The organism is Morganella psychrotolerans, assembly GCF_965118875.1.
Classification (GTDB): domain Bacteria; phylum Pseudomonadota; class Gammaproteobacteria; order Enterobacterales; family Enterobacteriaceae; genus Morganella; species Morganella psychrotolerans_C.
On record NZ_CBCPJD010000018.1, the window covers coordinates 68,822 to 90,275 of the forward strand.

The window sequence follows — 21,454 nt, forward strand, 5'->3', positions numbered from 1 at the left end:
ACATCAGTCAGGGCATATCACTGATAAAACAGAAGCAGCGGCTGTGACAATCACATATTGCTGATAAAAAAGATAAGGTTAGGGGATGGGACAAGTCGGTAATAGCGATATTGAGTGGGTGGATGTGGTTGATGAAAATAATGATGTCATCGGCCAGTCAACCCGCGATCAGATGCGGGCAGAAAATCTGCGTCACCGGGCAACCTACATTGTTGTGCATGATGGCATGGGCAACATTCTGGTTCAGCGCCGGACGCAGAGTAAAGATTTTTATCCCGGATTGCTGGATGCCACCGCAGGCGGCGTGGTTCAGCAAGGCGAAAATATGCTGGATTCAGCCCGCCGCGAAGCAGAAGAGGAACTGGGCATTGCCGGTGTTCCGTTTGCAGAGCACGGTGTGTTTTATTATGAAGAGCCTGTTTGCCGCGTCTGGGGCGGATTATTCAGTTGTGTGACTCACGGGCCGTTTGCTTTGCAGGAGTGTGAAGTCGCTCAGGTTATCTGGCTGACACCGGCTGAAATCACGGCCCGGTGTGACGAATTCACACCTGATTCACTGAAAGCGCTGTCGCTTTGGCTAACCCGTAACAATCAGGTGAGCTATATTGCCGGTGATCGGGTAAAACCAGTCGCACCTGAGCCGGAAGCCATCCGGGAAATGCCGGCAGAATCCATACCGGAAACACCGGTGGAAACCTCTGCTGCTGAAATGAGCAGTGAAAACGAATAAAAAAGAATAAAAATTGGAGAAGCCTGCAATATGCAGGCTTTTTTATATTTAAAATGATTAAAACAAAATGTCGCCGATTTATATATCCGGCAACAGAATAAAAAGCTATTCTTATTAATATAGATTATATGTTTTCCATTTCTGACTTTTGTTTTTTTCCTGTAGAATACCGCGCTGAATATCATCAAAAAAATATATCAACACATTATATATTTTACTTATTAATCGCGTTATTTTTCTGGTGTCAAAACAGGTCTGGTTGAATACAAATTAATTGTAATATCTGCGTATTGATGGTTGTTAAGTGGTTTTTTCTGCTGTTTTATTCATCTCCGGGAAATATTATCGGTAGCTGAAGATATAATGTAAAAGACGATAAGAATCATCCCATAATTAATGTTTGTTCCATGACAGGATATAACGTAAACGAGAGTAACATGAAAAATAAATTATTAAGCTGGTTGTTGTTATTACCTCTGGTGCTCACGGCGTACGGTGCATTCCAATATTGGCGGATGAGTGAGGAATATCAGGCATATCAGTATGTACTGGAAGAGAAAGAAGATCTGCAACGTCTGATTGCCGATGATCCGGATACACAAATAACCTATGAGGACGGCGAAACGGCGTCTGCCGGTGAACAATTAGGAATGATTAACCGCGAGCTGAATAAATACAGCAGCGAAATTATGCTGATAGTGGCGCGTGTCGGCGTCAGTAAAGCAACCATGATAACGGGTATTCTCTCTCTGATATTCGGTGGTATGGCGATTTATTTGTGTATAAGCAGCGGACGCCGGGCCAGGCGCTCCCGCGATGAATTACTGATTGTCTTCGCCCGTTGTCGCAAACAGTTACCGTTTATTCTGACCGGGCAGATGACGCTGGTCGGTCTGAGTATTCTTTGTGCTTTAGTTTATGAAGGCATGTGGTTTGCCGGTAATTTTGAGATGAACGGCGGCGGGGTGAAGATGATGATCTTTATCCTGATCAGTATTCTGCTTATCGCAAGTTACATTATCAAAGGGCTGTTCAAGCTGCGTAAAAGCTTTGCCATGTTCCGCAGTGAGCCGTCTTCTGTTATCGGGCATGCCGTTAGTCGTGATGAAGCTCCGGGTCTCTGGCAGTGGGTGGATGAAACCGCCGGGAAGGTCGGTACGGCGTCTCCGGATCATATCATTGTGGGTATGACTGAGTGCTTTTATGTGACATCACATGCTATCTGCCTGAATGAGACGCAGCAGATTGAAGGCAAAACCCTGTATTTTCCGCTGCTCTATTCCGCGCTGCTTAACCGGGAAGAAGCAACGGCGGTCATTGGTCATGAACTGGGGCATTTCACCGGGGAAGACACCACATACAGCCTGAACTTTGCGCCGATTTACGCGGGAATGAGCCAGAGTATTTCTCTGGTGGCTGATGAGGTACAGGATGTATACAGTCAGGTGATTATGAGCCCGTCAGTGTATCTGGGGCTCTTTTTCCTGGAGCAATTTGATTTTGCGGTCAGCCACTGGAGCCGTATCCGTGAGCTGGAAGCAGACAAAGCAGGGGCTGCTGTCAGTTCCCCTGCGGCGGTATCCGGCTCATTGCTGCGTATTTCGGCGGTCAGTGAGGTTATTTATGAAACACTGGCTGAGTTATATGACGGCACATTACAGACTGATGATCTGCTGCCGGTTGTAATGAACCGCCTGCGTGAGCGCGGCGTTCCGGCGGCTGAGGCCTTTCTGGATGACGCAACGACTCACCCGAGTGATACTCACCCGCAGACCCGAGCCAGGATTGAAGCCCTGTCTCAGGAGATTGATACTGAACTGCTGGCGGCAGCCTCCCGAGAAGTGCAGGCGCAGGATTATGAGAATATTTCTGATCTCTTTACGGATGCCAAAGCTATTTCCATGATGCTGACCGCCTCGCTGTCGAATGAGGCAACGGACTATAATGTGCAGCGCACTGAAGTTCTGGAAACGCTGCTGAATGAATCAACGGCTGCTGATGAAGTCGTGATTGGCGAGCGGCGTAAAACCTTCCGGACAATGTTTATTCTCGGGGCGCTTACCGCAGCAGGAATGGGGATTGCAGCTGCGAAAATGGGGATCAGCAACCTGCTTGATTCCGCTGCGGTTTATGGCGGCGGATTTTTATTATTGTTCTGGGGCGTGGCTTTTATGTACCGCAACCGGGGCAAAGTACCGCTGTTTTCCTTTCGTCACGGGCAACTGGTCAGTGATAATCTGGCACAAGCCTATCCGTTGCACTACATCGTGGACTATGACCTCAGTGAAACATCAGGAATGGTGACGGTCACACTGCATGTGGCTGATAGCGCACCGGCACCGGTTATGGCGGGGAAAAACCGCTTCTTTAAATTTGATGCGAAAAAACAGAAGTTGCTGATCATGATGGGAGGTGTCCGGCTCTGGGAGGGGAAAACGCTGTCATTACAGGAACTCTCTGAGCTTATCCACGAACAGTTACAAACAGCCCATGCGCGGCATGAGTTGCATAGATAATTATATATTAGGAAAATATTTTTATATTAAAAACCTCCGCAAGGAGGTTTTTTTAATTAAAACACTTTTGTTTATTTATTGCTGAATTAATTAAGTTTTAAGTATGTCGTGATAATTAATAACAATTACAACCTCCGTCTGAATGAGTAGACTTTGTTTCGGAGGTAAGAAATGCAAAAAATTGATATTGCTAAATTAAATACGATCAGAGAACTTAAAATAAGCACGTCCACCCTTGTTGATATTATGGATGGGTTTAAAACCGGCAGTGTATTAAGTTACAAACTAACATCATTTAATCGCCGTGATTATTACCTGGCGGCACAAGCTTATACCGTTCAATGGAAAATTGTCCGTAAAGGAAGCAGTATTCTGGCACCGTCAGAATCGACCTGGGAGCAGGTGCGTGATTTTCTGGTGCCGGAAGTCTGTGACGCAGAGAATATGGTGTATGTCGCGGGCAGCGGAGAGTGTATCCGCGACGCGGCATTAGCGGGCGGCATGAGCTGTACCTATTTCGAAAAACTCGGATTTGAAGGTGTGATATTAGGCGGGGCTGTCAGGGACGGGCAAGATCTTAATGCGCTCTCTATTCCGGTGATCGCCACAAATTTAACACCGACAGATACCCAGGGCGCTTATTATATATCTGAGACCGGCGGTTCATGTCAGATAGAACAAACAACCGTTCATACCGGTGATTTAATTGTCGCAGATATTAATGGTGTGGTTATTGTTCCTTATGGATTTATTGATTCGGTTTTAAATAAAGCACTTGAAATTACCGATATTGAAAATGACATGCTGATAAAAATACAGAATGGTGAACGGCTTCCTGATTTAATCAGTCAAACCGGAAGAATATAATTATCTGAAGGAGAGTTATTATGTTAACAATTCATACACTCGGTCCGAACGGAACTAATTGTGAGAAAGCGGCACATTACTGGTTAAGTGAAAATAACATAAAAGGCAATGTGAAATTATATAAAACACTGGAAAAAGCGGTTGAAGCAGTAAAGTGTGATAATGACGGTGTATTACTTGGCTGCATTGTTTATCCGGATTTACATAATATTGTTTTTCAGAATCTGTTATCGCTGGAATTAACAGCCTGCTTTGTACTGGATACACATAATATGTTATTTGCCAGCCGTCATACTGATTATAACGATATCCGACATGTCGGGTCGCACCCGGCACCGCAGGATCTGTTTAATGCTTTACCGTTGTTGAATAAAGATGTCAGAAAGTCACTGTTTACCTCAAACAGTGAGGCCGGCGTGCAATGTGCGCATGGTGTTGTTGATGCCTGTATTACCACACTCAGTGCGGCACAAAAATACCATCTGCATATTTTACATGATTTCGGACCGGTTCCGATGGGCTTTTCTATTCATGCCCCTAAATAACATTTCTCTTGTTTAATTTTATTAAATTTAATTTACTACTTCAGCAGGAGCACATTATGGGCTTAATACCGGCAGGTGAACTGATTTCGTATGATATGGATTTAATCCGCAAAGAGGGTGAAGAGAGTAAGGCACTGGCAAAATTTATTCATGGTACGGCGTTTACCATGACGTTCTGGACCTTTAAAACCGGCGCTGTTATCCCGGAACACAGGCATGAACATGAAACGCTGACGACTGTTTTATCGGGTTCGCTGCGCCTGGTTGTTGATGGCGAAACCATGATCCTGCGTGCCGGTGATTCAGGTCTTGTTCCGTCGTGGGCAACCCATGAAGCCGAGGTACTTGAAGCCTCTGAAGTGATCGATGTGTATACCCCGGTGCGTGAGGATTATGTTGCGCGTCAGACAGGAAAATTTGAAACTTACCTGGCGACATCACAAGATCGTACATAACTATTTCAGGAGCTTTCAGGTGATAAAAAAACAGGACGGGCTGCTGGAATGGACGCCTTCCTCATGGATGCAATTTCCGGCTCAGCAGCAGCCGGATTACCCGGAGCCGGAGTCAGTCCGGTATGTTGAGCAACAGCTACAGGCAGCGCCACCGCTGGTATCTGCCTCTGAGATACAATCACTGACCCGGGCATTAAAGCAGGTCAGTGACGGACAGGGGTTTATTCTGCAATGCGGTGACTGCGCTGAAGCATTTTCGCAATGCCGTGAGGATGTACTCAGCGCCTGGACCGACACGGTATCACATATGACCGGGCTTCTGCACAGCGGATTATCGCAGCCGGTATTGAAAATCGGGCGTATTGCCGGTCAGTATGCCAAGCCACGCAGCAGTCCGGATGAGGTGCGCAATGGTATTTCACTGCCAAGCTATCGCGGGGATATTATTAATGGCCACGAATTTTCTGTGGCAGAGCGGATACCTGATCCGCAAAGGATGCTGGGTGCCTATTATCGTGCGGCGGTCACTCTGAACGCACTGCATAATAACAGCGCCTGTTCATCATCCGCGGATACAGCATTTGATCCCTTCTATGTCAGTCATGAGGCACTGCTATTGCCTTATGACAGCGCACTGACCCGTCTGAATCCGGCGGATAAGTTATGGTATAACGGCGCGGCACATACAGTTTGGCTGGGGGATCGCACCAGTGAGCCATCTGAGGCGCATGTGGAATATCTGCGGGGAATAGCGAACCCTGTGGGCATAAAATGCGGACCGTCGATGACGGCAGAAAAACTGGGCGAATTATTACAACGACTTAATCCGCAAAACAAATCCGGCAAAATTATGCTGATTGTCAGGCTGGGTGTGGCTCATATACGGGAAAAACTGCCTCTGTTATTACAGGCGGTGGCAAGACTGAAAAGTCCGGCTATCTGGCTGACAGATCCGATGCACGGTAACACCCGCAGCACGGCAGAAGGTCTGAAAACCCGTGATTTTTCCACTGTGTGTGAAGAAGTTCATCTCTTTATGCAGATTTTACGGGCACAGGGTGTTCATTCCGGCGGTCTGCATCTGGAAATGACCGGGCGTGATGTGACAGAGTGTACCGGTGGATTGCAGCAGATTGCGGATGACGATGTTGGCGGGCGGTATGAATCATTGTGTGATCCGCGACTGAACGGTTCTCAGTCGGCAGAGCTGGCGGGGCTGACAGGTCAGTTCTGATAATTTAATGCGACAGATAAAAAAATCCCGGCAGAGTTTCTCCTGCCGGGATTTGAGACTAAAATTTATTTTTTAGCGTCGTTCTGTGCTGCCTGAATAGCAGTTAGTGCGATGGTATAAGCAATATCGTCAACTAACGCACCGCGTGACAGGTCATTAACCGGTTTACGCATGCCTTGCAGCATCGGTCCGATAGATACCAGGTCTGCTGAACGCTGAACCGCTTTATACGTGGTGTTACCGGTGTTCAGGTCAGGGAAGATGAAGACGTTTGCTCGGCCTGCAACCGGTGAATTCGGCGCTTTGGTTTTAGCAACGTCAGCCATCACAGCGGCGTCATACTGCAACGGACCATCGATGCACAGGTCAGGACGTTTTTCCTGAGCAATGCGGGTCGCTTCGCGGACTTTCTCAACATCATCACCCTGACCGGATGTGCCGGTAGAGTAAGAGATCATCGCAACGCGCGGGTCGATACCGAACAGTTTCACTGAGTCAGCGGACTGAATGGCAATCTCAGCAAGCTGTTCAGGATTCGGATCCGGGTTAATTGCACAGTCACCATAGACCAGCACTTCTTCCGGCATCAGCATGAAGAACACAGATGAAACCAGTGAGCTGCCCGGTGCTGTTTTGATTAACTGTAACGGCGGACGAATAGTATTCGCTGTGGTGTGAACCGCACCGGATACCAGACCGTCTACTTTATCCTGTTCCAGCATCAGTGTACCGAGAACCACGTTATCCTGTAACTGCTCGCGGGCAACGACTTCTGTCATGCCTTTGCTCTTACGCAGCTCAACCAGACGCGGAACATACAGTTCGCGGATGTCTTTCGGATCAACCAGCTCAATACCTGCACCCAGTTCAACGCCCTGTGCTGCTGCAACACGGCGGATTTCTTCCGGGTCACCTAACAGTACGCAGGTTGCCAGACCGCGTTCAGCGCAGATTGCAGCGGCTTTAACGGTACGTGGCTCATCACCTTCAGGCAGAACAACACGTTTTTTCGCTTTACGTGCCAGTTCAGTTAACAGGTAACGGAATGCCGGAGGCGACAGACGGTTCGGACGCTCAGAGTCAGCAACCAGGGAATCGATCCATTTGGTATCGATATGGCCGGCAACATAGTTCTGAACCAGTTCAATACGTTCACGGTCGTCAGCAGGGACTTCCAGGCTGAAACTTTGCAGATTCAGCGAGGTCTGCCAGGTGTTGCTGTTGACAGTGAAGATTGGCAGGCCGGTTTCGAAAGCACGTTCGCACAGTTTCGCGATGCTGTCGTCGATTTTATAACCGCCGGTCAGCAGAATAGCGCCGATTTCCACGCCGTTCATCGCTGCCAGGCAGGCAGAAACCAGTACGTCAGGACGATCAGCTGACGTTACCAGCAGGGAGCCCGGACGGAAGTGCTCCAGCATATGAGGAATGCTGCGCGCACAGAAGGTCACAGATTTAACGCGGCGGGTTTTGATATCGCCTTCGTTAACAATTTTTGCGCCTAAGTGGTTCGCCATATCGATTGCACGGGTGGCAATCAGGTCAAAATTCCATGGCACACAGCCGACAACCGGCAGTGGCAGGGATTTCAGGTCGTCTGCGCTCAGGTGCGCGATAACCGCTTTGGACGAGTCATCAAAGATTTCTGACAGGTCAGGGCGGGTACGGCCTTGTTCATCAACCGGTGCATTTACTTTATTGACGATCACACCGGCAATGCTGGTGTTCTTATGACCACCAAATTCATTACGGATAAGTTCCAGACGCTCTTTCACTTCTGCCGCGGTATCATTACCCGGTGCAGTTACGAATACGATTTCCGCGCCCAGGGTCTGAGCGATATCGTAGTTCAGTGATTGTGCGTGAGGATAGTTGCGGGTCGGAACCAGACCTTCGATCAGGATAACTTCTGCACCCTGAGTGTGGTCGTGGTAACGGGCAACAATTTCTTCCATCAGGATATCTTTTTTGTCGCTGGTCAACATGGATTCAACATAATCCATATCCAGCGGCTCTGCCATTTTCAGGGAAGAGTGAGCGCGTAAGATATTGGTGGTCTGATCTTCAGTACCGGCATGGCGTGGTTGCGCGATAGGTTTGAAGAAGCTCAGGCTGACGCCTTTTTGTTCCATTGAGCGGACAACCCCGAGGCTGACGCTGCTTAAACCGACACTGGTGCCGGTAGGAATGAGGATAATAGTACGGGACACATGAACCTCTTATTTTTTCACAATTCGGTGTTCAAAATAAATCCGCCGGCGGGCGCCGGCGGAGAGCAAAGATTATGCAGTCAGACGCGCGGCGTCTTGTGCAATGACTAACTCTTCGTTAGTCGGGATAACCAGTGCGATGCTGCTGTCATCGGTTGTTATCTTACCTGCATTACCGAAACGGGCAGCCAGGTTACGTTCGTGGTCCAGTTTAAAGCCGAGCAGAGCCAGTTTATCTAAAGTGTGCTCGCGGACCATCGCAGCATTCTCACCGATACCGCCGGTGAAGATGATAGCATCCAGACGACCTTCCATCAGCGTTGCATAGCCACCCACGTATTTCGCCAGACGGTGACAAAATACATTCATTGCGCGGGTTGCATCAGCTTTTTTACCGTAGTTTTCTTCAACATAACGGCAGTCACTGGTGACTTCAGTCAGACCCTGCAGACCAGATTCTTTAGTCAGCATAGTATTGATAGCATCAACACTCATACCCATTGAATCATGCAGATGGAAAATGATAGCCGGGTCGATATCGCCGGAGCGCGTACCCATTACCAGACCTTCCAGCGGAGTCAGACCCATAGAAGTATCAACACATTCGCCGTTAACGATAGCAGCAACAGAACCACCGTTACCTAAGTGACAGGTAATGACGTTCAGTTCTTCAACCGGTTTGTTCAGCATTTTAGCGGCTTCACGGCTCACGAAATAGTGGCTTGTACCGTGGAAACCATAGCGGCGGATACCGTGCTCTTTGTACAGGTTGTACGGCAGGGCATACAGATACGCTTCTTCAGGCATAGTCTGATGGAAAGCCGTATCGAAAACGCCGACGTTTTTATCAGCCAGGTGCGGGAACGCTTGAAGCGCTTCTTCAACGCCTAACAGGTTAGCCGGGTTGTGCAGCGGAGCAAAGGCAGAACACTCTTCCATTGCTTTGATAACTTCGTCAGTGACGATAACAGAGTGAGCAAATTTCTCACCACCGTGAACCAGACGGTGACCGATAGCACCGATCTGTGCAGACAGCTCAGGTTTGGCACCCATGATATCTTTCACGATGAAACGCAGCGCTTCGCTGTGTGCAGCACCTGCGCCCAGCTGTGCTTCGTGTTTAGCACCATCCATTTTCCACTTGATACGTGCTTCCGGCAGGTTAAAACACTCCGCCAGACCCGTCAGATATTCATCACCGGATGTAGGGTCAATGATTGCAAATTTCAGTGAAGAACTACCGCAGTTAAGTACGAGTACCAGCTTACTTGACATGGAATTACCTATAATCGTGTTGTGGATAAGTCTTATGTATTAAGACAGTGGTTAAAATGTAATCTATCTAAGCGTAGCGCATTATTTCAGCGCTGTTCATGATTAACATCATGCAAATTTTATATCGGACGATAAAACATTGTTATAATACGTTGTCTGACATGTTAATGCGTAAAAAAACACATTTTGCCCTTGAAAAAGATGGCGTCAGACAAAATAATTACTACAGGATTATTTCACCGTGATTAAACGGGCGTAGCATACCCGCAGATGACAGCAAATTCAAAATATACTTAATCCTACAAAAATATTTTGACTGTTTGTAGCCATATTTTAATTATTATGTTTTTTATTGATTGAGGTCATAATGCCTATGAATGCATCGGAAAAGCAGGGCTTATTCCGTTCTTTGCGCCTTGGTCAGCGCTACGCCACACTCTGGCCTGTGGTAAAGCAGCTTGCACCGGTTTTCCCGGAGAACCGTGTTATTAAAGCGACCCGCTTTGGTATCCGTTTTATGCCGCCTGTAGCTGTATTTACCCTGACCTGGCAGATAGCCCTCGGCGGAGCCTTAGGTCCCGCTATTGCGACAGCTCTTTTTGCCTGTTCTTTACCGTTGCAGGGACTATGGTGGTTAGGACGGCGTGCCGCCACTCCGTTGCCTGCCGGTCTGCTGAACTGGTTTTATGAAATCCGCGAGAAATTCAGTGAAGCCGGTATTACGATTGCCCCTGTGGAAGGAACGCCGGACTATATGGCGCTGGCAGAATTACTCAAACGTGCCTTTAAGCAATTAGATAACTCATTTCTGGATGATTTATAAAAACCCGTCATTTCCCGGTCTTTCATTTATTAATCGATTCAGCTATGTGTTTTCAGGCATTTACTGACCAGGGATAAATACCTGTTTAAAATTCCCCGCCGGGATCAAAAAAGGGGTGCATTTCACTATCTTATAGAATTGAGTAATGCGATGATTCCGACATACACCGGATTACCTTTTCAGGAGATACACCATGGAAATGAATAACGCCCAACGCCTTATCCTCTCTAACCAATATAAAATGATGGCAATGATGGATCCGGATAATGCCGAGCGTTACCGCCGCCAGCAGACTATTATTGAACGCGGTTTCGGGTTACAGATGCGTGAATTGGATCGTGATTTCGGTGAATTACCGGAAGATATCTGCCGCCGTGTGATCGACATGATGGAAATGTACCATGCACTGCGTATCTCCTTTGATAACCTGAAAAACGCGGCAGATATTGATGCGCGCCGTATTCACTTCTTAGGGTTCGATGCGGCGACTGAAGCCCGCTATTTAAGTTATGTCCGTTTCCTTGTGAATACTGAAGGGCGTTATACGCACTTTGACAGCGGCAGCCACGGTTTTAACTCCCAGACACCAATGTGGGATAAATATGTCCGCATGCTGGGTGCATGGCATGGCTGCCCGCGTCAGTATCACCTGAGCGAAGTGGAAATTAATCAGGTACTGAACGCCTGATTTTAGCTGATCCCTTACTTTATCCGCACTCTGAGAGGCACAAATGGCATTGACTGCAAAAGGCTTTCTGTTTGATCTGGATGGTACACTGGCCGATTCTCTGCATGTGGTTGAGCGCGCCTGGCTGGCATTTGCCCGCCGGATCGGGGCGGACGAAGAAGAAGTGAAGCAGTTTATTCACGGAAAACCGGCGGTGGAGTCTATCCGCCATTTTCTGCCGGATGCGGATAGTGCAGAAATTGCCGCGCACCTGGCGTGGGTAACAGAGCAGGAAATCCGCGAAAGCGATGAAGTGACGGATTTACCCGGCGCAAAAGCGTTGTTATTGCGCCTGCAATTTCTTGGTATTCCCTGGGCGATAGTCACTTCCGGTACTGTGGCGATTGCGCGTCCCCGCCATACCGCGGCCGGTTTAGCGGAGCCGGACGCCTGGGTGACCGCCGATAATATTACCCGCGGTAAGCCGCATCCGGAGCCTTATCTGCTCGGGGCGGAAAAACTGGGGCTGGCACCGCAGGACTGTTTTGTTTTTGAAGATGCCACCGCCGGGCTGTTATCCGGTCTTGATGCCGGATGTAAAGTCATTGCTGTGCATGTGCCGCCCGGAACACCGCGCACAGATGAACTGGCGCTGCAGGTGAATTCACTGACGCAAGTACAGGTGGATAAAGCAGCGGACGGCTCTGTTACGCTGACCTGCCTGCCGGGCTGAACAATACCCGGCATCAGACTCCGCACTAATTGTGTGTGAAAGCGCGGGGTTGGTGCATTGACAAAAAAAACTGTGAGACAGGATGTTGGCTGTCCGGGCATTGACGAAAGAGGTCGTTGGTGAATACGGAACTTGCTTGGGTATTAACCCTGCTTTTTATTGCCATTATTTTATTCACCACCAACAAAGTCCGGATGGATGTTGTGGCGTTGCTGGTGATCATCGCATTCGTACTCAGTGGTACGCTTACCTTAACTGAAGCCGTTGCCGGCTTTAGTGATCCCAATATTCTGCTGATCGCCGCCCTGTTTGTCATCGGGGAGGGATTAGTGCGCACCGGTGTTGCCTACCAGATGGGCGACTGGCTGGTGCGCGTTGCCGGCTCCGGTGAAACAAAACTGCTGGTCTTTCTGATGGTGAGTGTGGCGGGGTTGGGCGCGTTTATGAGCTCAACCGGTGTGGTCGCTATTTTTATCCCTGTGGTGCTGAGTGTTTCTGCCCGTATGAAAATTTCCCCCTCCCGGCTGATGATGCCGCTCGGCTTTGCCGGGCTTATCAGCGGAATGATGACACTGGTTGCCACGCCGCCGAATATGGTGGTGAACAGTGTTCTGGAAACAGAAGGGATCAAAGGTTTTAATTTCTTCTCAATTACCCCGATCGGCGTACTGGTTTTACTCGCGGGTATCGCTTATATGCTGGTTGCCCGGCACTGGCTGGGCAGTAACCAGCCGGAAAAAGCAGGTGAGGGTGTGCAGCGCACATTTCGTGATCTTATCCGCGATTACAAACTGAGCGGACGCGCCCGGCGTCTGGCCGTCCGCAACGGCTCACCGCTTATCGGTAAAACACTCGATGAACTCCATCTGCGCACCCGTTACGGTGCCAATATTGTGGGGATCGAGCGTTGGCGGCACTTTCGCCGCGTGATGGTCGGTGCAACCGGTGGTATGGAACTGCGTGACCGTGATGTTCTGCTGATTGATATGTCCGCCGGTGATACAGATTTGCGTGAGTTCTGTGCCGAGCAAATGCTGGAGCCGATGATCCTGCGCGGTGAATATTTCTCGGAGCAGGCACGTAATGTGGGAATGGCGGAAGTCTCCCTGAATCCGGAAAGTGAATTAATCGGTAAAGGTCTGCGCGATATCGGGTTTCGTACCCGTTACGGACTGAATGTACTCGGGGTGCGCCGCGAAGGAAAAGCTCTCAGCGGCAATATTGTGGATGAGCCTCTGCAACTGGGGGATATTCTGCTGGTGGTCGGTGACTGGAAACTTATCCGCATACTTGCCACCAAGCGTCGTCACTTTATTGTCCTCAACCTTGCCGCAGAGGTTGAAACAGTGGTTCCGGCAGCGTCACAGGCACCGCATGCCCTGTTTTGTCTGGCGCTGATGGTGGCAATGATGGTGACAAATGAGATCCCGAATTTCATTGCGGCACTGATAGCCTGCCTGCTGATGGGGAAATTCCGCTGTATTGATATGGAGAGCGCATACCGCTGCATACACTGGCCGAGTATTATTTTGATCGTCGGGATGATGCCGTTTGCCCTGGCATTACAAAAAACCGGCGGGATCACGCTGATAGTTAAAGGGCTGATGGATGTGGCGGGGAACATGGGACCGCATGTAATGCTGACAGCCTTGTTTATATTGTGTGCCACCATAGGGTTGTTTATTTCGAATACGGCAACAGCCGTGCTGATGGCGCCGATTGCTATTCAGGCGGCGTATGAAATGCAGGTTTCACCCCTGCCGTTTGCGATGGTGGTGGGCGTCGCGGCTTCAGCCGCCTTTATGACACCGGTTTCTTCGCCGGTAAATACGCTGATACTTGGTCCCGGGCATTATACATTCAGGGATTTTGTCAAAATAGGGGTGCCGTTTACCTTTGTGGTGATGCTTATCAGTATTGCGGTTATCCCGTTACTGTTCCCGTTCTGACGGTGTTCCCTGATGTGCCCGCAGGGAACTCCGGATTACTGACTTATTTCATCCAGTGACAGACTGAATCCCGGGATAAACACCTCGCGGAAATAGTCCATTTCCGGACTGCGGCGCTCTTCCAGCGTCTTTTCCAGCCGGGCTTTCGCCAGATTAAATTCGGTATTACCGGCACCAATCTCTTCCAGACATTTCAGATATGCACACAGCGCATCAGCCTGTTTGACAATCGCGGCATCGTCTTCTGAATGTGCATCTTCATCGAGGATCGGGGCAAAATCGGCCTGTAATTCTTCCGGGATCATGGCCAGCAATTTTTTCTGCGCCATCCGCTCAATTTTTTTGTATTCATGTGCAATCTGCGGATTGTAATACTTAATCGGTGTCGGCAGGTCGCCGGTGATCACTTCACTGGCATCATGATACATCGCCAGCATGGCAATTTTTTCCGGGTTAAGCGAGCCACCGAATTTGCGGTTCTTAATCACAGCAAGTGCGTGCGCGACAAACGCAACCTGAAGGCTGTGCTCTGACACATTCTCAGCGATAACATTGCGCATCAGCGGCCAGCGGGTGATTAGTTTCAGACGTGAAAGGTGGGCAAAAAAGTAACTCATAAACAGCATTCCTGACAGCAGCATGATAAAAGTAATATTAGTTATTCTGCGGTGTTCCGGACGGGATGTATACCCTTATTCATTCAAACTGCAGGTTTGTTGGCTGCATCCTGAATGACGTTGGGTATGAATAAAAACGGCCTCCTGTGAGGAAGCCGTTTTACAAACCGGTAAACAGATTACTGACGGTAGTGGGAGAGAAAACGCCCGAATTTACTGATAGCCTGCTCCAGCTCATCTTCTCGCGGCAGTGTCACAATACGGAAGTGATTCGGCTCCGGCCAGTTAAAGGCGGTTCCCTGAACCAGCAATACTTTTTCCTGTAACAGCAGGTCGAGGATCATTTTCTGGTCATCGTGGATATTAAAGCGTTTGGCATCAAATTTAGGGAACATATAAAGTGCGCCCATCGGTTTCACGCAGGAGCAGCCCGGGATTTGGTTAATCAGTTCCCATGCTTTGTTACGCTGCTCATACAGACGACCGCCCGGCTGGATAAATTCGTTGATGCTCTGATAGCCGCCGATTGCGGTCTGAATGGCGTGTTGCATCGGGACATTCGCGCACAGACGCATGGATGCAAGCATTTCCAGGCCTTCAATATAGCCTTTTGCGTGTTTTTTCGGTCCGTTCAGTACCATCCAGCCCTGACGGAAACCAGCGACACGGTAGGTTTTTGACAGTCCGTTAAAGGTCACAGTCAGTAAATCCGGAGCCATTGCTGCGATAGAATGGTGAACGGCATCGTCATACAGAATTTTGTCGTAAATTTCATCGGCAAAAATAATCAGGTCATTTTGCCGCGCAATTTCGACAATCTCCTGTAACAAATCTTTACTGTAGACAGCCCCGGTCGGGTTATTCGGGTTAATCACCACAATGCCGCGGGTACGCGGGGTGATTTTCTTTTTGATATCGTCGATATCCGGCATCCAGCCCTGTTCTTCGTCACACATATAGTGAACAGCATTACCACCGGAAAGTGCTACAGCCCCCGTCCACAGCGGGTAATCCGGTGCAGGAACCAGCATTTCATCTCCGTTGTTCAGCAGCGCCTGCATGGATTGAACAATAAGCTCTGAGACACCATTGCCGATGTAAACATCTTCAACGGTCATGTCGCGCATATCACGTTCCTGGTAGAACTGGACAATGGCTTTACGGGCGGAGTACAGACCTTTGGAATCACTGTAGCCCTGTGAGCTCGGCAGGTTGCGGATCACATCAACCAGGATTTCATCCGGTGCATCAAAACCAAACGGCGCCGGGTTACCGATATTCAGTTTGAGAACTTTCTGGCCTTCCTCTTCGAGACGTTTAGCCTCCTTGAGCACAGGCCCGCGAATGTCATAACAGACATTATCGAGTTTGTCGGATTTTCTTATTATATTCATCTGTTCAGGACCTTAGCGCGTAAATGTTCCCTTATTCATTCAAACGGCAGGTTCGTTGGCGGAACGACGCCCACCTGCCTGCACCTTGAATGACGTTGGGTATAATAGGTGTTTTATCAGGAAAAACCTGTGATAAACCACTGTACTCCTCCCGTCCGGCCTTTTGAAGATGGTAAATAGCTTTTGGTTAAAAACAACAGGTTTTGTTTGGGAAAGGATTAGAAGTGGTTATAAGTATCGGCTATGTTGGAATTGTGTGTTGGTATTCGTGGTAAATTCAGAGTGTTTCACTGCGGGGTGGTGGGTGTATCCGGCTTTGTAAAGTTATCTGTGGGAAAATCATAATTAGTAAAGTAATACAGTGTTTTTACTAAATAGTCAGCAGTTGTTGAAATTGTATAATCTTTTCTTATATATTAAATGCTGATGTAGCTAATGATTAGTAGTATAACTAACATGGTTTATCTGCATTAGTGGATTTTCAGAGTATTTGACCTTAAATTTGCCTAAATAAATGGTTTATATTGCATGTATACTTATACACAGCATGGATTTTTAGCGTTTACAAATTGTTTCATTTCGTAATATTAAGAAAATAATGTTGTAATATACGGAAACATAGTGTGTTTGTATACAGGTAGTGATGGCTTAGTTCACCGTAACCTGCAGGAGGGTTACTCACAGTTACGTAGTTTTGTTAGTGTTAGTTATGTTTTACTCCACCCTGAGGTATAGGGTAATGTCTTCGTTGGCGATGCTCTTTTTCACGCCAATAAACACCAGGTAGTATTAAAAATCAAAATTAGTGAAGAAAAAAAAATGATAAATTCAAACCGTCCAGTGTTAAATCTTGACCTCGACCTGCTGCGGACCTTTGTTGCAGTAGCCGATCTGAACACCTTCGCGGCAGCGGCGGCGGCAGTATGCCGTACCCAGTCAGCTGTCAGTCAGCAAATGCAGCGCCTGGAGCAACTTGTCGGACGCGAACTGTTTGCCCGCCACGGTCGTAATAAATTACTGACCGATCACGGGTTACAACTTTTGGGTTATGCCCGGCAAATTCTGCGGGCAAATGATGATGCAACCGCATCACTGGCCTACAATGATGCAGAAGGGGAGTTACGCATCGGTGCATCCGATGATTCCGTTGACTCACTGCTGCCTTTTTTACTCAACCGGATTGCCTCGGTTTATCCGCGTATGGCTGTTGATGTCCGTATTAAACGCAGTCAGTATATTGAAGGTATGCTGGATAACCATGAAATCGACCTCGCACTGACGACTGCGCGGATTGCTCATCACCCGCGTACCGCATTGCGTACCGCACCGGTGCTCTGGCACTGTGCGCCTGATTTTCAGTTACAGGCCAATGAGCCGATCCCGTTAGTGGTTATGGATGAAACCAACCCGTTCCGTCAACTGGCGGCAGAAACGCTGGATGAGGCGGGTGTACCATGGCGCGTGGCGTATGAAGCCGCGTCGCTGTCTGCTGTACGTGCAGCGGTCAATGCGGAAGTCGGGATAACGGCACGTCCGCTTGAAATGCAGAATGCGGATCTGCGTATCCTGAGTGTCAGCGAAGGCCTGCCGCGCTTACCGGAGATTCAGTACTGGTTATACCGCAATAGTGATGAACAGAGTGAGTCTGTGCTCACAGTTTACCAGGCTATCGAAAACAAAAAAACACCGTATGCTGTTACACCGGCTGAAGATGATAAGTCCTCTGCGGAGTAATCATCATCTGACGTGAAACTGACATAATTTGTGACAGTCGGACACGAAGCCGGGGGATATTTTCCCCCGGCTTTTTTGTATGCTCTTCCTGCGCAACTCTCTGCGGAAAATAGCATCATACAAATGTTAACAGCATCACGGCATGTTCTGCTTTTTGATGTGATTTTAAGCGCGGCATCGCAGTTTTATTTACTTGTTTGTTACAATGTTAACAAAACACACTTTCTGTAATTGCTAAAATTAACAGCTCTGATTACATAACAGAGAAACTTTGTTAAAAACCTGACTAATTTTGTCGGGTTTTACGAAATGAGTAAAAATTAAACATTTGTTAAATAATTTTCCATCAAAGTGTGATTGAGATCAAAAATATTGACCCTGTTTACCGGTGGAAAGACAGGTTTTTCCTGAGATAATGGAATGGTAAAAGCGATGTATCAGTTAATATAATAAAGTTAATTTTCAATTTAGTTACTTACTGACACGTTTTAGCGATAAAGTCGCACGGCGTGTTAAGTTAATGTGATTGCAATGTGACTAAACTGAGTGAGCGGGGAACAAAAAAAACGGGTCATCCGTCTTTTTCATCACGATATGTGCTGTGTCCGTCCCGGTATTGTTCCTTTCGTGTGTCGCTGTGGTGCTGTATGCAGGTACGGCAGGCAACACCACCTTTTGATGAGTAAGCAATGAGTATGTCAACAGCCACTGAAGTCCTGGCCCATAACTGGGCATTTGCGGTGTATCTTTTAGGTGCTCTCGGGTTATGTGCATTTATGTTGCTGGGTGCCCGTTATCTGGGCGGCCGCGCCAAAGCCCGTGCAAAACATCTTCCTTACGAATCCGGTATTGATTCTGTCGGCAGTGCAAGACTGCGTATGTCGGCAAAATTTTACCTGGTCGCCATGTTTTTCGTCATCTTCGACGTTGAAGCTTTATATCTGTTCGCCTGGTCTGTTGCTGTCAGAGAAGCGGGCTGGATTGGCTTTATCGAAGCGGCAATCTTTATTTTGGTGTTGTTGGCAGGGCTTTTCTATCTGGCGCGTATTGGTGCGCTGGACTGGACTCCTGCACGCTCCCGCCGTGAGGTGAAACACCCGAGCGTCGTCAGCAAAATCAACAACAATCAACCGTAGTTAATAGTGAGGCACAAGATGGATTATACGCTCACCCGCATCGATCCAAACGGTGAGAATAACCGTTACCCCCTGCAAACGCAAGAGACTACAGGCGATCCTCTGGATCAGCATGTTCACCGCAGCGTGTACATGGGGAAACTCGATCATGCATTACACGACATGGTGAACTGGGGACGCAAAAATTCCCTGTGGCCGTTTAATTTCGGTCTTTCCTGTTGTTATGTCGAAATGGTGACATCTTTTACGGCTGTGCATGATGTGGCGCGTTTTGGTGCGGAAGTGCTGCGTGCGTCTCCGCGTCAGGCTGATTTCATGGTGGTTGCAGGAACGTGTTTCACCAAAATGGCCCCGGTTATTCAGCGTTTGTATGACCAGATGTTAGAACCTAAATGGGTTATTTCCATGGGCGCCTGTGCAAACTCCGGCGGTATGTATGACATTTACTCTGTCGTGCAGGGTGTTGATAAATTTATCCCGGTTGATGTCTATATCCCGGGCTGCCCGCCGCGTCCTGAAGCCTATATGCAGGCACTGATGCTGTTGCAGGAATCCATCGGAAAAGAGCGCCGCCCTCTGTCGTGGGTGGTGGGTGATCAGGGCGTTTACCGTGCCAATATGCAGTCAGAAAAAGAACGAAAACGCGGTGAACGGATTGCGGTGACAAACCTGCGCTCCCCGGACGAAATTTAAGGCTTTCGGGCCACCGGACACAATCTTGCAATGTGTTGTGTCCATTGAACCCTGAACAACTGTTGTGGTGAAGAATGATGACAGAAGATAATACGCAGACCGGACAGCGTCCCGCGTGGCACACTCATGATTACCTGGATGACCCGGTAGTAGAGGAACTGCGCCGCAAGTTCGGACCTGACGCCTTTACGGTTCAGCCGACACGAACCGGGATGCCGGTTGTCTGGGTGAAGCGTGAACAGCTCACGCAGGTGATGTTTTACCTGAAATCACTGCCGAAACCGTATGTAATGCTGTTCGATTTGCACGGCATGGATGAGCGCCAGCGCACACACCGCGAGGGCTTGCCGGCCGCGGATTATTCCGTTTTCTATCACCTGATTTCCATTGAGCGTAACCGCGACATCATGCTCAAAGTGGCGCTGAGTGAAAACGATTTACACATTCCGACCGTGATCCCTGCTTTCCCGAATGCCAATTGGTATGAGCGCGAAACCTGGGAAATGTTCGGTATTATTATCGATGGTCACCCGAACCTGCGCCGCATCATGATGCCGACGACCTGGGAAGGGCACCCGCTGCGTAAAGATTATCCGGCGCGTGCAACGGAATTTGATCCGTTTGTCCTGACCAAACAGAAAGAAGATCTGGAAATGGAGGCGCTGACCTTCAAACCGGAAGAGTGGGGAATGAAGCGCGGTAACGAGAACGAGGACTTTATGTTCCTGAACCTCGGCCCGAATCACCCGTCTTCCCATGGTGCGTTCCGGATTATCTTACAGCTCGACGGCGAAGAGATTGTCGACTGCGTTCCCGATATCGGCTATCACCATCGTGGTGCGGAAAAAATGGGCGAGCGCCAGTCATGGCACAGTTACATTCCGTACACTGACCGTATCGAGTACCTCGGCGGCTGTGTCAACGAAATGCCGTATGTGCTGGCGGTGGAAAAACTCGCGGGGATTGAAGTGCCTGAGCGCGTCAATGTTATCCGCGTGATGCTCTCCGAGTTGTTCCGCATCAACAGCCATCTGCTGTACATCAGTACCTTTATTCAGGATACCGGGGCTATGACACCGGTCTTCTTTGCGTTTACTGATCGCCAGAAAATCTATGATGTGGTGGAAGCTATCACCGGTTTTCGTATGCATCCGGCATGGTTCCGGATCGGTGGTGTGGCGCATGACCTGCCGAAAGGCTGGGAGCGTCTGCTGCGCGATTTCCTCGACTGGATGCCGAAACGCCTGGAATCCTACGTCACGGCGGCGCTGAAAAACTCCATCCTGAAAGGGCGCTCTATTGGTGTTGCAGCCTATAATGCCAAAGAAGCACTTGAGTGGGGTGTGACCGGTGCCGGTTTGCGTGCAACCGGTATCGAATTTGATGTGCGTAAGTGGCGTCCGTATTCAGGTTATGAAAACTTTGACTTTGACATCCCGGTTGCTGCCAATGGCGACAGCTATGACCGTGTGATGCTGAAAGTGGAAGAAGTCCGTCAGAGCCTGCGCATTCTGGAACAATGTTATAAAAATATGCCGGAAGGGCCGTTTAAAGCAGATCACCCGCTGACCACGCCGCCGCCGAAAGAGCGCACCCTGCAACACATTGAAACCATGATTAACCATTTCCTCCAGGTGTCATGGGGTCCGGTAATGCCGGCGAACGAATCCTTCCAGATGGTTGAAGCCACCAAAGGGATCAACAGCTATTACCTGACCAGTGACGGCAGCACCATGAGTTACCGTACCCGTATCCGTACACCAAGTTACGCCCATTTGCAGCAGATCCCGTCAGTGATCAGCGGCAGTTTGGTGTCTGACCTGATTGTGTACCTCGGGAGTATCGATTTCGTAATGTCGGATGTGGATCGCTGATT

Annotated in this window: 18 protein-coding genes; 14 read left to right on the forward strand and 4 right to left on the reverse strand. The window is 48.8% G+C overall.

Features of this window, described 5'->3' with window-relative positions:
• The first annotated feature begins 85 nt into the window (after positions 1 to 85).
• The 6 genes from yfcD (at position 86) to ACMHKJ_RS16145 (ending at position 6,347) form a co-directional block, all read left to right on the forward strand.
• Positions 86 to 730 (forward strand): NUDIX hydrolase YfcD, encoded by a 645-nt coding sequence (gene yfcD, locus ACMHKJ_RS16120; RefSeq protein ID WP_413495484.1) that lies wholly within the window; start codon positions 86 to 88, stop codon positions 728 to 730.
• Positions 731 to 1,167: 437 nt separating this feature from the next.
• A complete protein-coding gene (locus tag ACMHKJ_RS16125; RefSeq protein ID WP_413495486.1) occupies positions 1,168 to 3,246 on the forward strand; it encodes a M48 family metallopeptidase in 2,079 nt (692 codons plus the stop codon).
• Positions 3,247 to 3,417: 171 nt separating this feature from the next.
• Positions 3,418 to 4,113 (forward strand): RraA family protein, encoded by a 696-nt coding sequence (locus ACMHKJ_RS16130; protein ID WP_413495488.1) that lies wholly within the window; start codon positions 3,418 to 3,420, stop codon positions 4,111 to 4,113.
• 20 nt (positions 4,114 to 4,133) lie between these two features.
• A complete protein-coding gene (locus ACMHKJ_RS16135) occupies positions 4,134 to 4,658 on the forward strand; it encodes a prephenate dehydratase domain-containing protein (RefSeq protein ID WP_413495490.1) in 525 nt (174 codons plus the stop codon).
• A gap of 56 nt (positions 4,659 to 4,714) precedes the next feature.
• Positions 4,715 to 5,113 carry a cupin domain-containing protein gene (locus ACMHKJ_RS16140; RefSeq protein WP_413495492.1) on the forward strand — a complete coding sequence of 133 codons (399 nt, stop codon included), beginning with the start codon at positions 4,715 to 4,717 and terminating at the stop codon, positions 5,111 to 5,113.
• 19 nt (positions 5,114 to 5,132) lie between these two features.
• A complete protein-coding gene (locus ACMHKJ_RS16145; protein ID WP_413495494.1) occupies positions 5,133 to 6,347 on the forward strand; it encodes a 3-deoxy-7-phosphoheptulonate synthase class II in 1,215 nt (404 codons plus the stop codon).
• A 65-nt stretch (positions 6,348 to 6,412) separates the two neighbouring features.
• Here ACMHKJ_RS16145 and pta read toward each other — a convergent pair whose 3' ends face one another.
• Together pta and ACMHKJ_RS16155 are read right to left on the reverse strand one after the other, a co-directional pair.
• A complete protein-coding gene (gene pta / locus ACMHKJ_RS16150; RefSeq protein ID WP_413495496.1) occupies positions 6,413 to 8,557 on the reverse strand; it encodes a phosphate acetyltransferase in 2,145 nt (714 codons plus the stop codon).
• Positions 8,558 to 8,629: 72 nt separating this feature from the next.
• On the reverse strand, positions 8,630 to 9,832 hold the full coding sequence (locus tag ACMHKJ_RS16155; RefSeq protein ID WP_413495498.1) for an acetate kinase: 1,203 nt from the start codon (positions 9,830 to 9,832) through the stop codon (positions 8,630 to 8,632).
• Positions 9,833 to 10,205: 373 nt separating this feature from the next.
• Here ACMHKJ_RS16155 and yfbV point away from each other — a divergent pair, with 373 nt between their 5' ends.
• The 4 genes from yfbV (at position 10,206) to ACMHKJ_RS16175 (ending at position 14,004) form a co-directional block, all read left to right on the forward strand.
• Positions 10,206 to 10,655 carry a terminus macrodomain insulation protein YfbV gene (gene yfbV / locus ACMHKJ_RS16160; RefSeq protein ID WP_413495500.1) on the forward strand — a complete coding sequence of 150 codons (450 nt, stop codon included), beginning with the start codon at positions 10,206 to 10,208 and terminating at the stop codon, positions 10,653 to 10,655.
• 193 nt (positions 10,656 to 10,848) lie between these two features.
• Positions 10,849 to 11,343: a YfbU family protein gene (locus tag ACMHKJ_RS16165; RefSeq protein WP_067363481.1), complete on the forward strand. Its 495-nt coding sequence runs from the start codon at positions 10,849 to 10,851 to the stop codon at positions 11,341 to 11,343.
• Between the two features lie 43 nt (positions 11,344 to 11,386).
• On the forward strand, positions 11,387 to 12,055 hold the full coding sequence (locus tag ACMHKJ_RS16170; RefSeq protein WP_413495503.1) for a sugar phosphatase: 669 nt from the start codon (positions 11,387 to 11,389) through the stop codon (positions 12,053 to 12,055).
• 119 nt (positions 12,056 to 12,174) lie between these two features.
• The gene (locus ACMHKJ_RS16175; protein ID WP_413495505.1) at positions 12,175 to 14,004 is read left to right on the forward strand and encodes an SLC13 family permease; all 1,830 of its coding nucleotides are present in this window, start codon (positions 12,175 to 12,177) and stop codon (positions 14,002 to 14,004) included.
• A gap of 35 nt (positions 14,005 to 14,039) precedes the next feature.
• On the opposite strand, the gene yfbR is transcribed toward ACMHKJ_RS16175, so the two are convergent.
• On the reverse strand, positions 14,040 to 14,621 hold the full coding sequence (gene yfbR, locus ACMHKJ_RS16180; protein WP_413495507.1) for a 5'-deoxynucleotidase: 582 nt from the start codon (positions 14,619 to 14,621) through the stop codon (positions 14,040 to 14,042).
• A gap of 179 nt (positions 14,622 to 14,800) precedes the next feature.
• Positions 14,801 to 16,015, reverse strand: coding sequence for a pyridoxal phosphate-dependent aminotransferase (locus tag ACMHKJ_RS16185; protein WP_067363474.1), 1,215 nt, complete (start codon positions 16,013 to 16,015; stop codon positions 14,801 to 14,803).
• A gap of 819 nt (positions 16,016 to 16,834) precedes the next feature.
• Between ACMHKJ_RS16185 and hexA the strand changes: the two genes are divergently transcribed.
• The 4 genes from hexA (at position 16,835) to nuoC (ending at position 21,452) form a co-directional block, all read left to right on the forward strand.
• A complete protein-coding gene (gene hexA, locus ACMHKJ_RS16190) occupies positions 16,835 to 17,749 on the forward strand; it encodes a transcriptional regulator HexA (protein WP_413495509.1) in 915 nt (304 codons plus the stop codon).
• Between the two features lie 689 nt (positions 17,750 to 18,438).
• The gene (locus tag ACMHKJ_RS16195; RefSeq protein WP_067363471.1) at positions 18,439 to 18,885 is read left to right on the forward strand and encodes an NADH-quinone oxidoreductase subunit A; all 447 of its coding nucleotides are present in this window, start codon (positions 18,439 to 18,441) and stop codon (positions 18,883 to 18,885) included.
• Between the two features lie 18 nt (positions 18,886 to 18,903).
• A complete protein-coding gene (locus tag ACMHKJ_RS16200) occupies positions 18,904 to 19,578 on the forward strand; it encodes a NuoB/complex I 20 kDa subunit family protein (protein WP_413495511.1) in 675 nt (224 codons plus the stop codon).
• A 77-nt stretch (positions 19,579 to 19,655) separates the two neighbouring features.
• Positions 19,656 to 21,452, forward strand: a complete 1,797-nt coding sequence (nuoC, locus tag ACMHKJ_RS16205) for an NADH-quinone oxidoreductase subunit C/D (RefSeq protein WP_413495556.1) — start codon at positions 19,656 to 19,658, stop codon at positions 21,450 to 21,452.
• Positions 21,453 to 21,454: the final 2 nt, after the last annotated feature.

What these genes read in the sequence shown, in the direction of transcription:
- yfcD (WP_413495484.1), top strand. Translation starts at nt 86, where the DNA reads ATGGGACAAGTCGGTAATAGCGATATTGAGTGGGTGGATGTGGTTGAT.
- ACMHKJ_RS16125 (WP_413495486.1), top strand. Translation starts at nt 1,168, where the DNA reads ATGAAAAATAAATTATTAAGCTGGTTGTTGTTATTACCTCTGGTGCTC.
- ACMHKJ_RS16130 (WP_413495488.1), top strand. Translation starts at nt 3,418, where the DNA reads ATGCAAAAAATTGATATTGCTAAATTAAATACGATCAGAGAACTTAAA.
- ACMHKJ_RS16135 (WP_413495490.1), top strand. Translation starts at nt 4,134, where the DNA reads ATGTTAACAATTCATACACTCGGTCCGAACGGAACTAATTGTGAGAAA.
- ACMHKJ_RS16140 (WP_413495492.1), top strand. Translation starts at nt 4,715, where the DNA reads ATGGGCTTAATACCGGCAGGTGAACTGATTTCGTATGATATGGATTTA.
- ACMHKJ_RS16155 (WP_413495498.1), bottom strand. Translation starts at nt 9,832, where the DNA reads ATGTCAAGTAAGCTGGTACTCGTACTTAACTGCGGTAGTTCTTCACTG.
- yfbV (WP_413495500.1), top strand. Translation starts at nt 10,206, where the DNA reads ATGAATGCATCGGAAAAGCAGGGCTTATTCCGTTCTTTGCGCCTTGGT.
- ACMHKJ_RS16165 (WP_067363481.1), top strand. Translation starts at nt 10,849, where the DNA reads ATGGAAATGAATAACGCCCAACGCCTTATCCTCTCTAACCAATATAAA.
- ACMHKJ_RS16170 (WP_413495503.1), top strand. Translation starts at nt 11,387, where the DNA reads ATGGCATTGACTGCAAAAGGCTTTCTGTTTGATCTGGATGGTACACTG.
- yfbR (WP_413495507.1), bottom strand. Translation starts at nt 14,621, where the DNA reads ATGAGTTACTTTTTTGCCCACCTTTCACGTCTGAAACTAATCACCCGC.
- ACMHKJ_RS16185 (WP_067363474.1), bottom strand. Translation starts at nt 16,015, where the DNA reads ATGAATATAATAAGAAAATCCGACAAACTCGATAATGTCTGTTATGAC.
- hexA (WP_413495509.1), top strand. Translation starts at nt 16,835, where the DNA reads ATGATAAATTCAAACCGTCCAGTGTTAAATCTTGACCTCGACCTGCTG.
- ACMHKJ_RS16195 (WP_067363471.1), top strand. Translation starts at nt 18,439, where the DNA reads ATGAGTATGTCAACAGCCACTGAAGTCCTGGCCCATAACTGGGCATTT.
- ACMHKJ_RS16200 (WP_413495511.1), top strand. Translation starts at nt 18,904, where the DNA reads ATGGATTATACGCTCACCCGCATCGATCCAAACGGTGAGAATAACCGT.
- nuoC (WP_413495556.1), top strand. Translation starts at nt 19,656, where the DNA reads ATGACAGAAGATAATACGCAGACCGGACAGCGTCCCGCGTGGCACACT.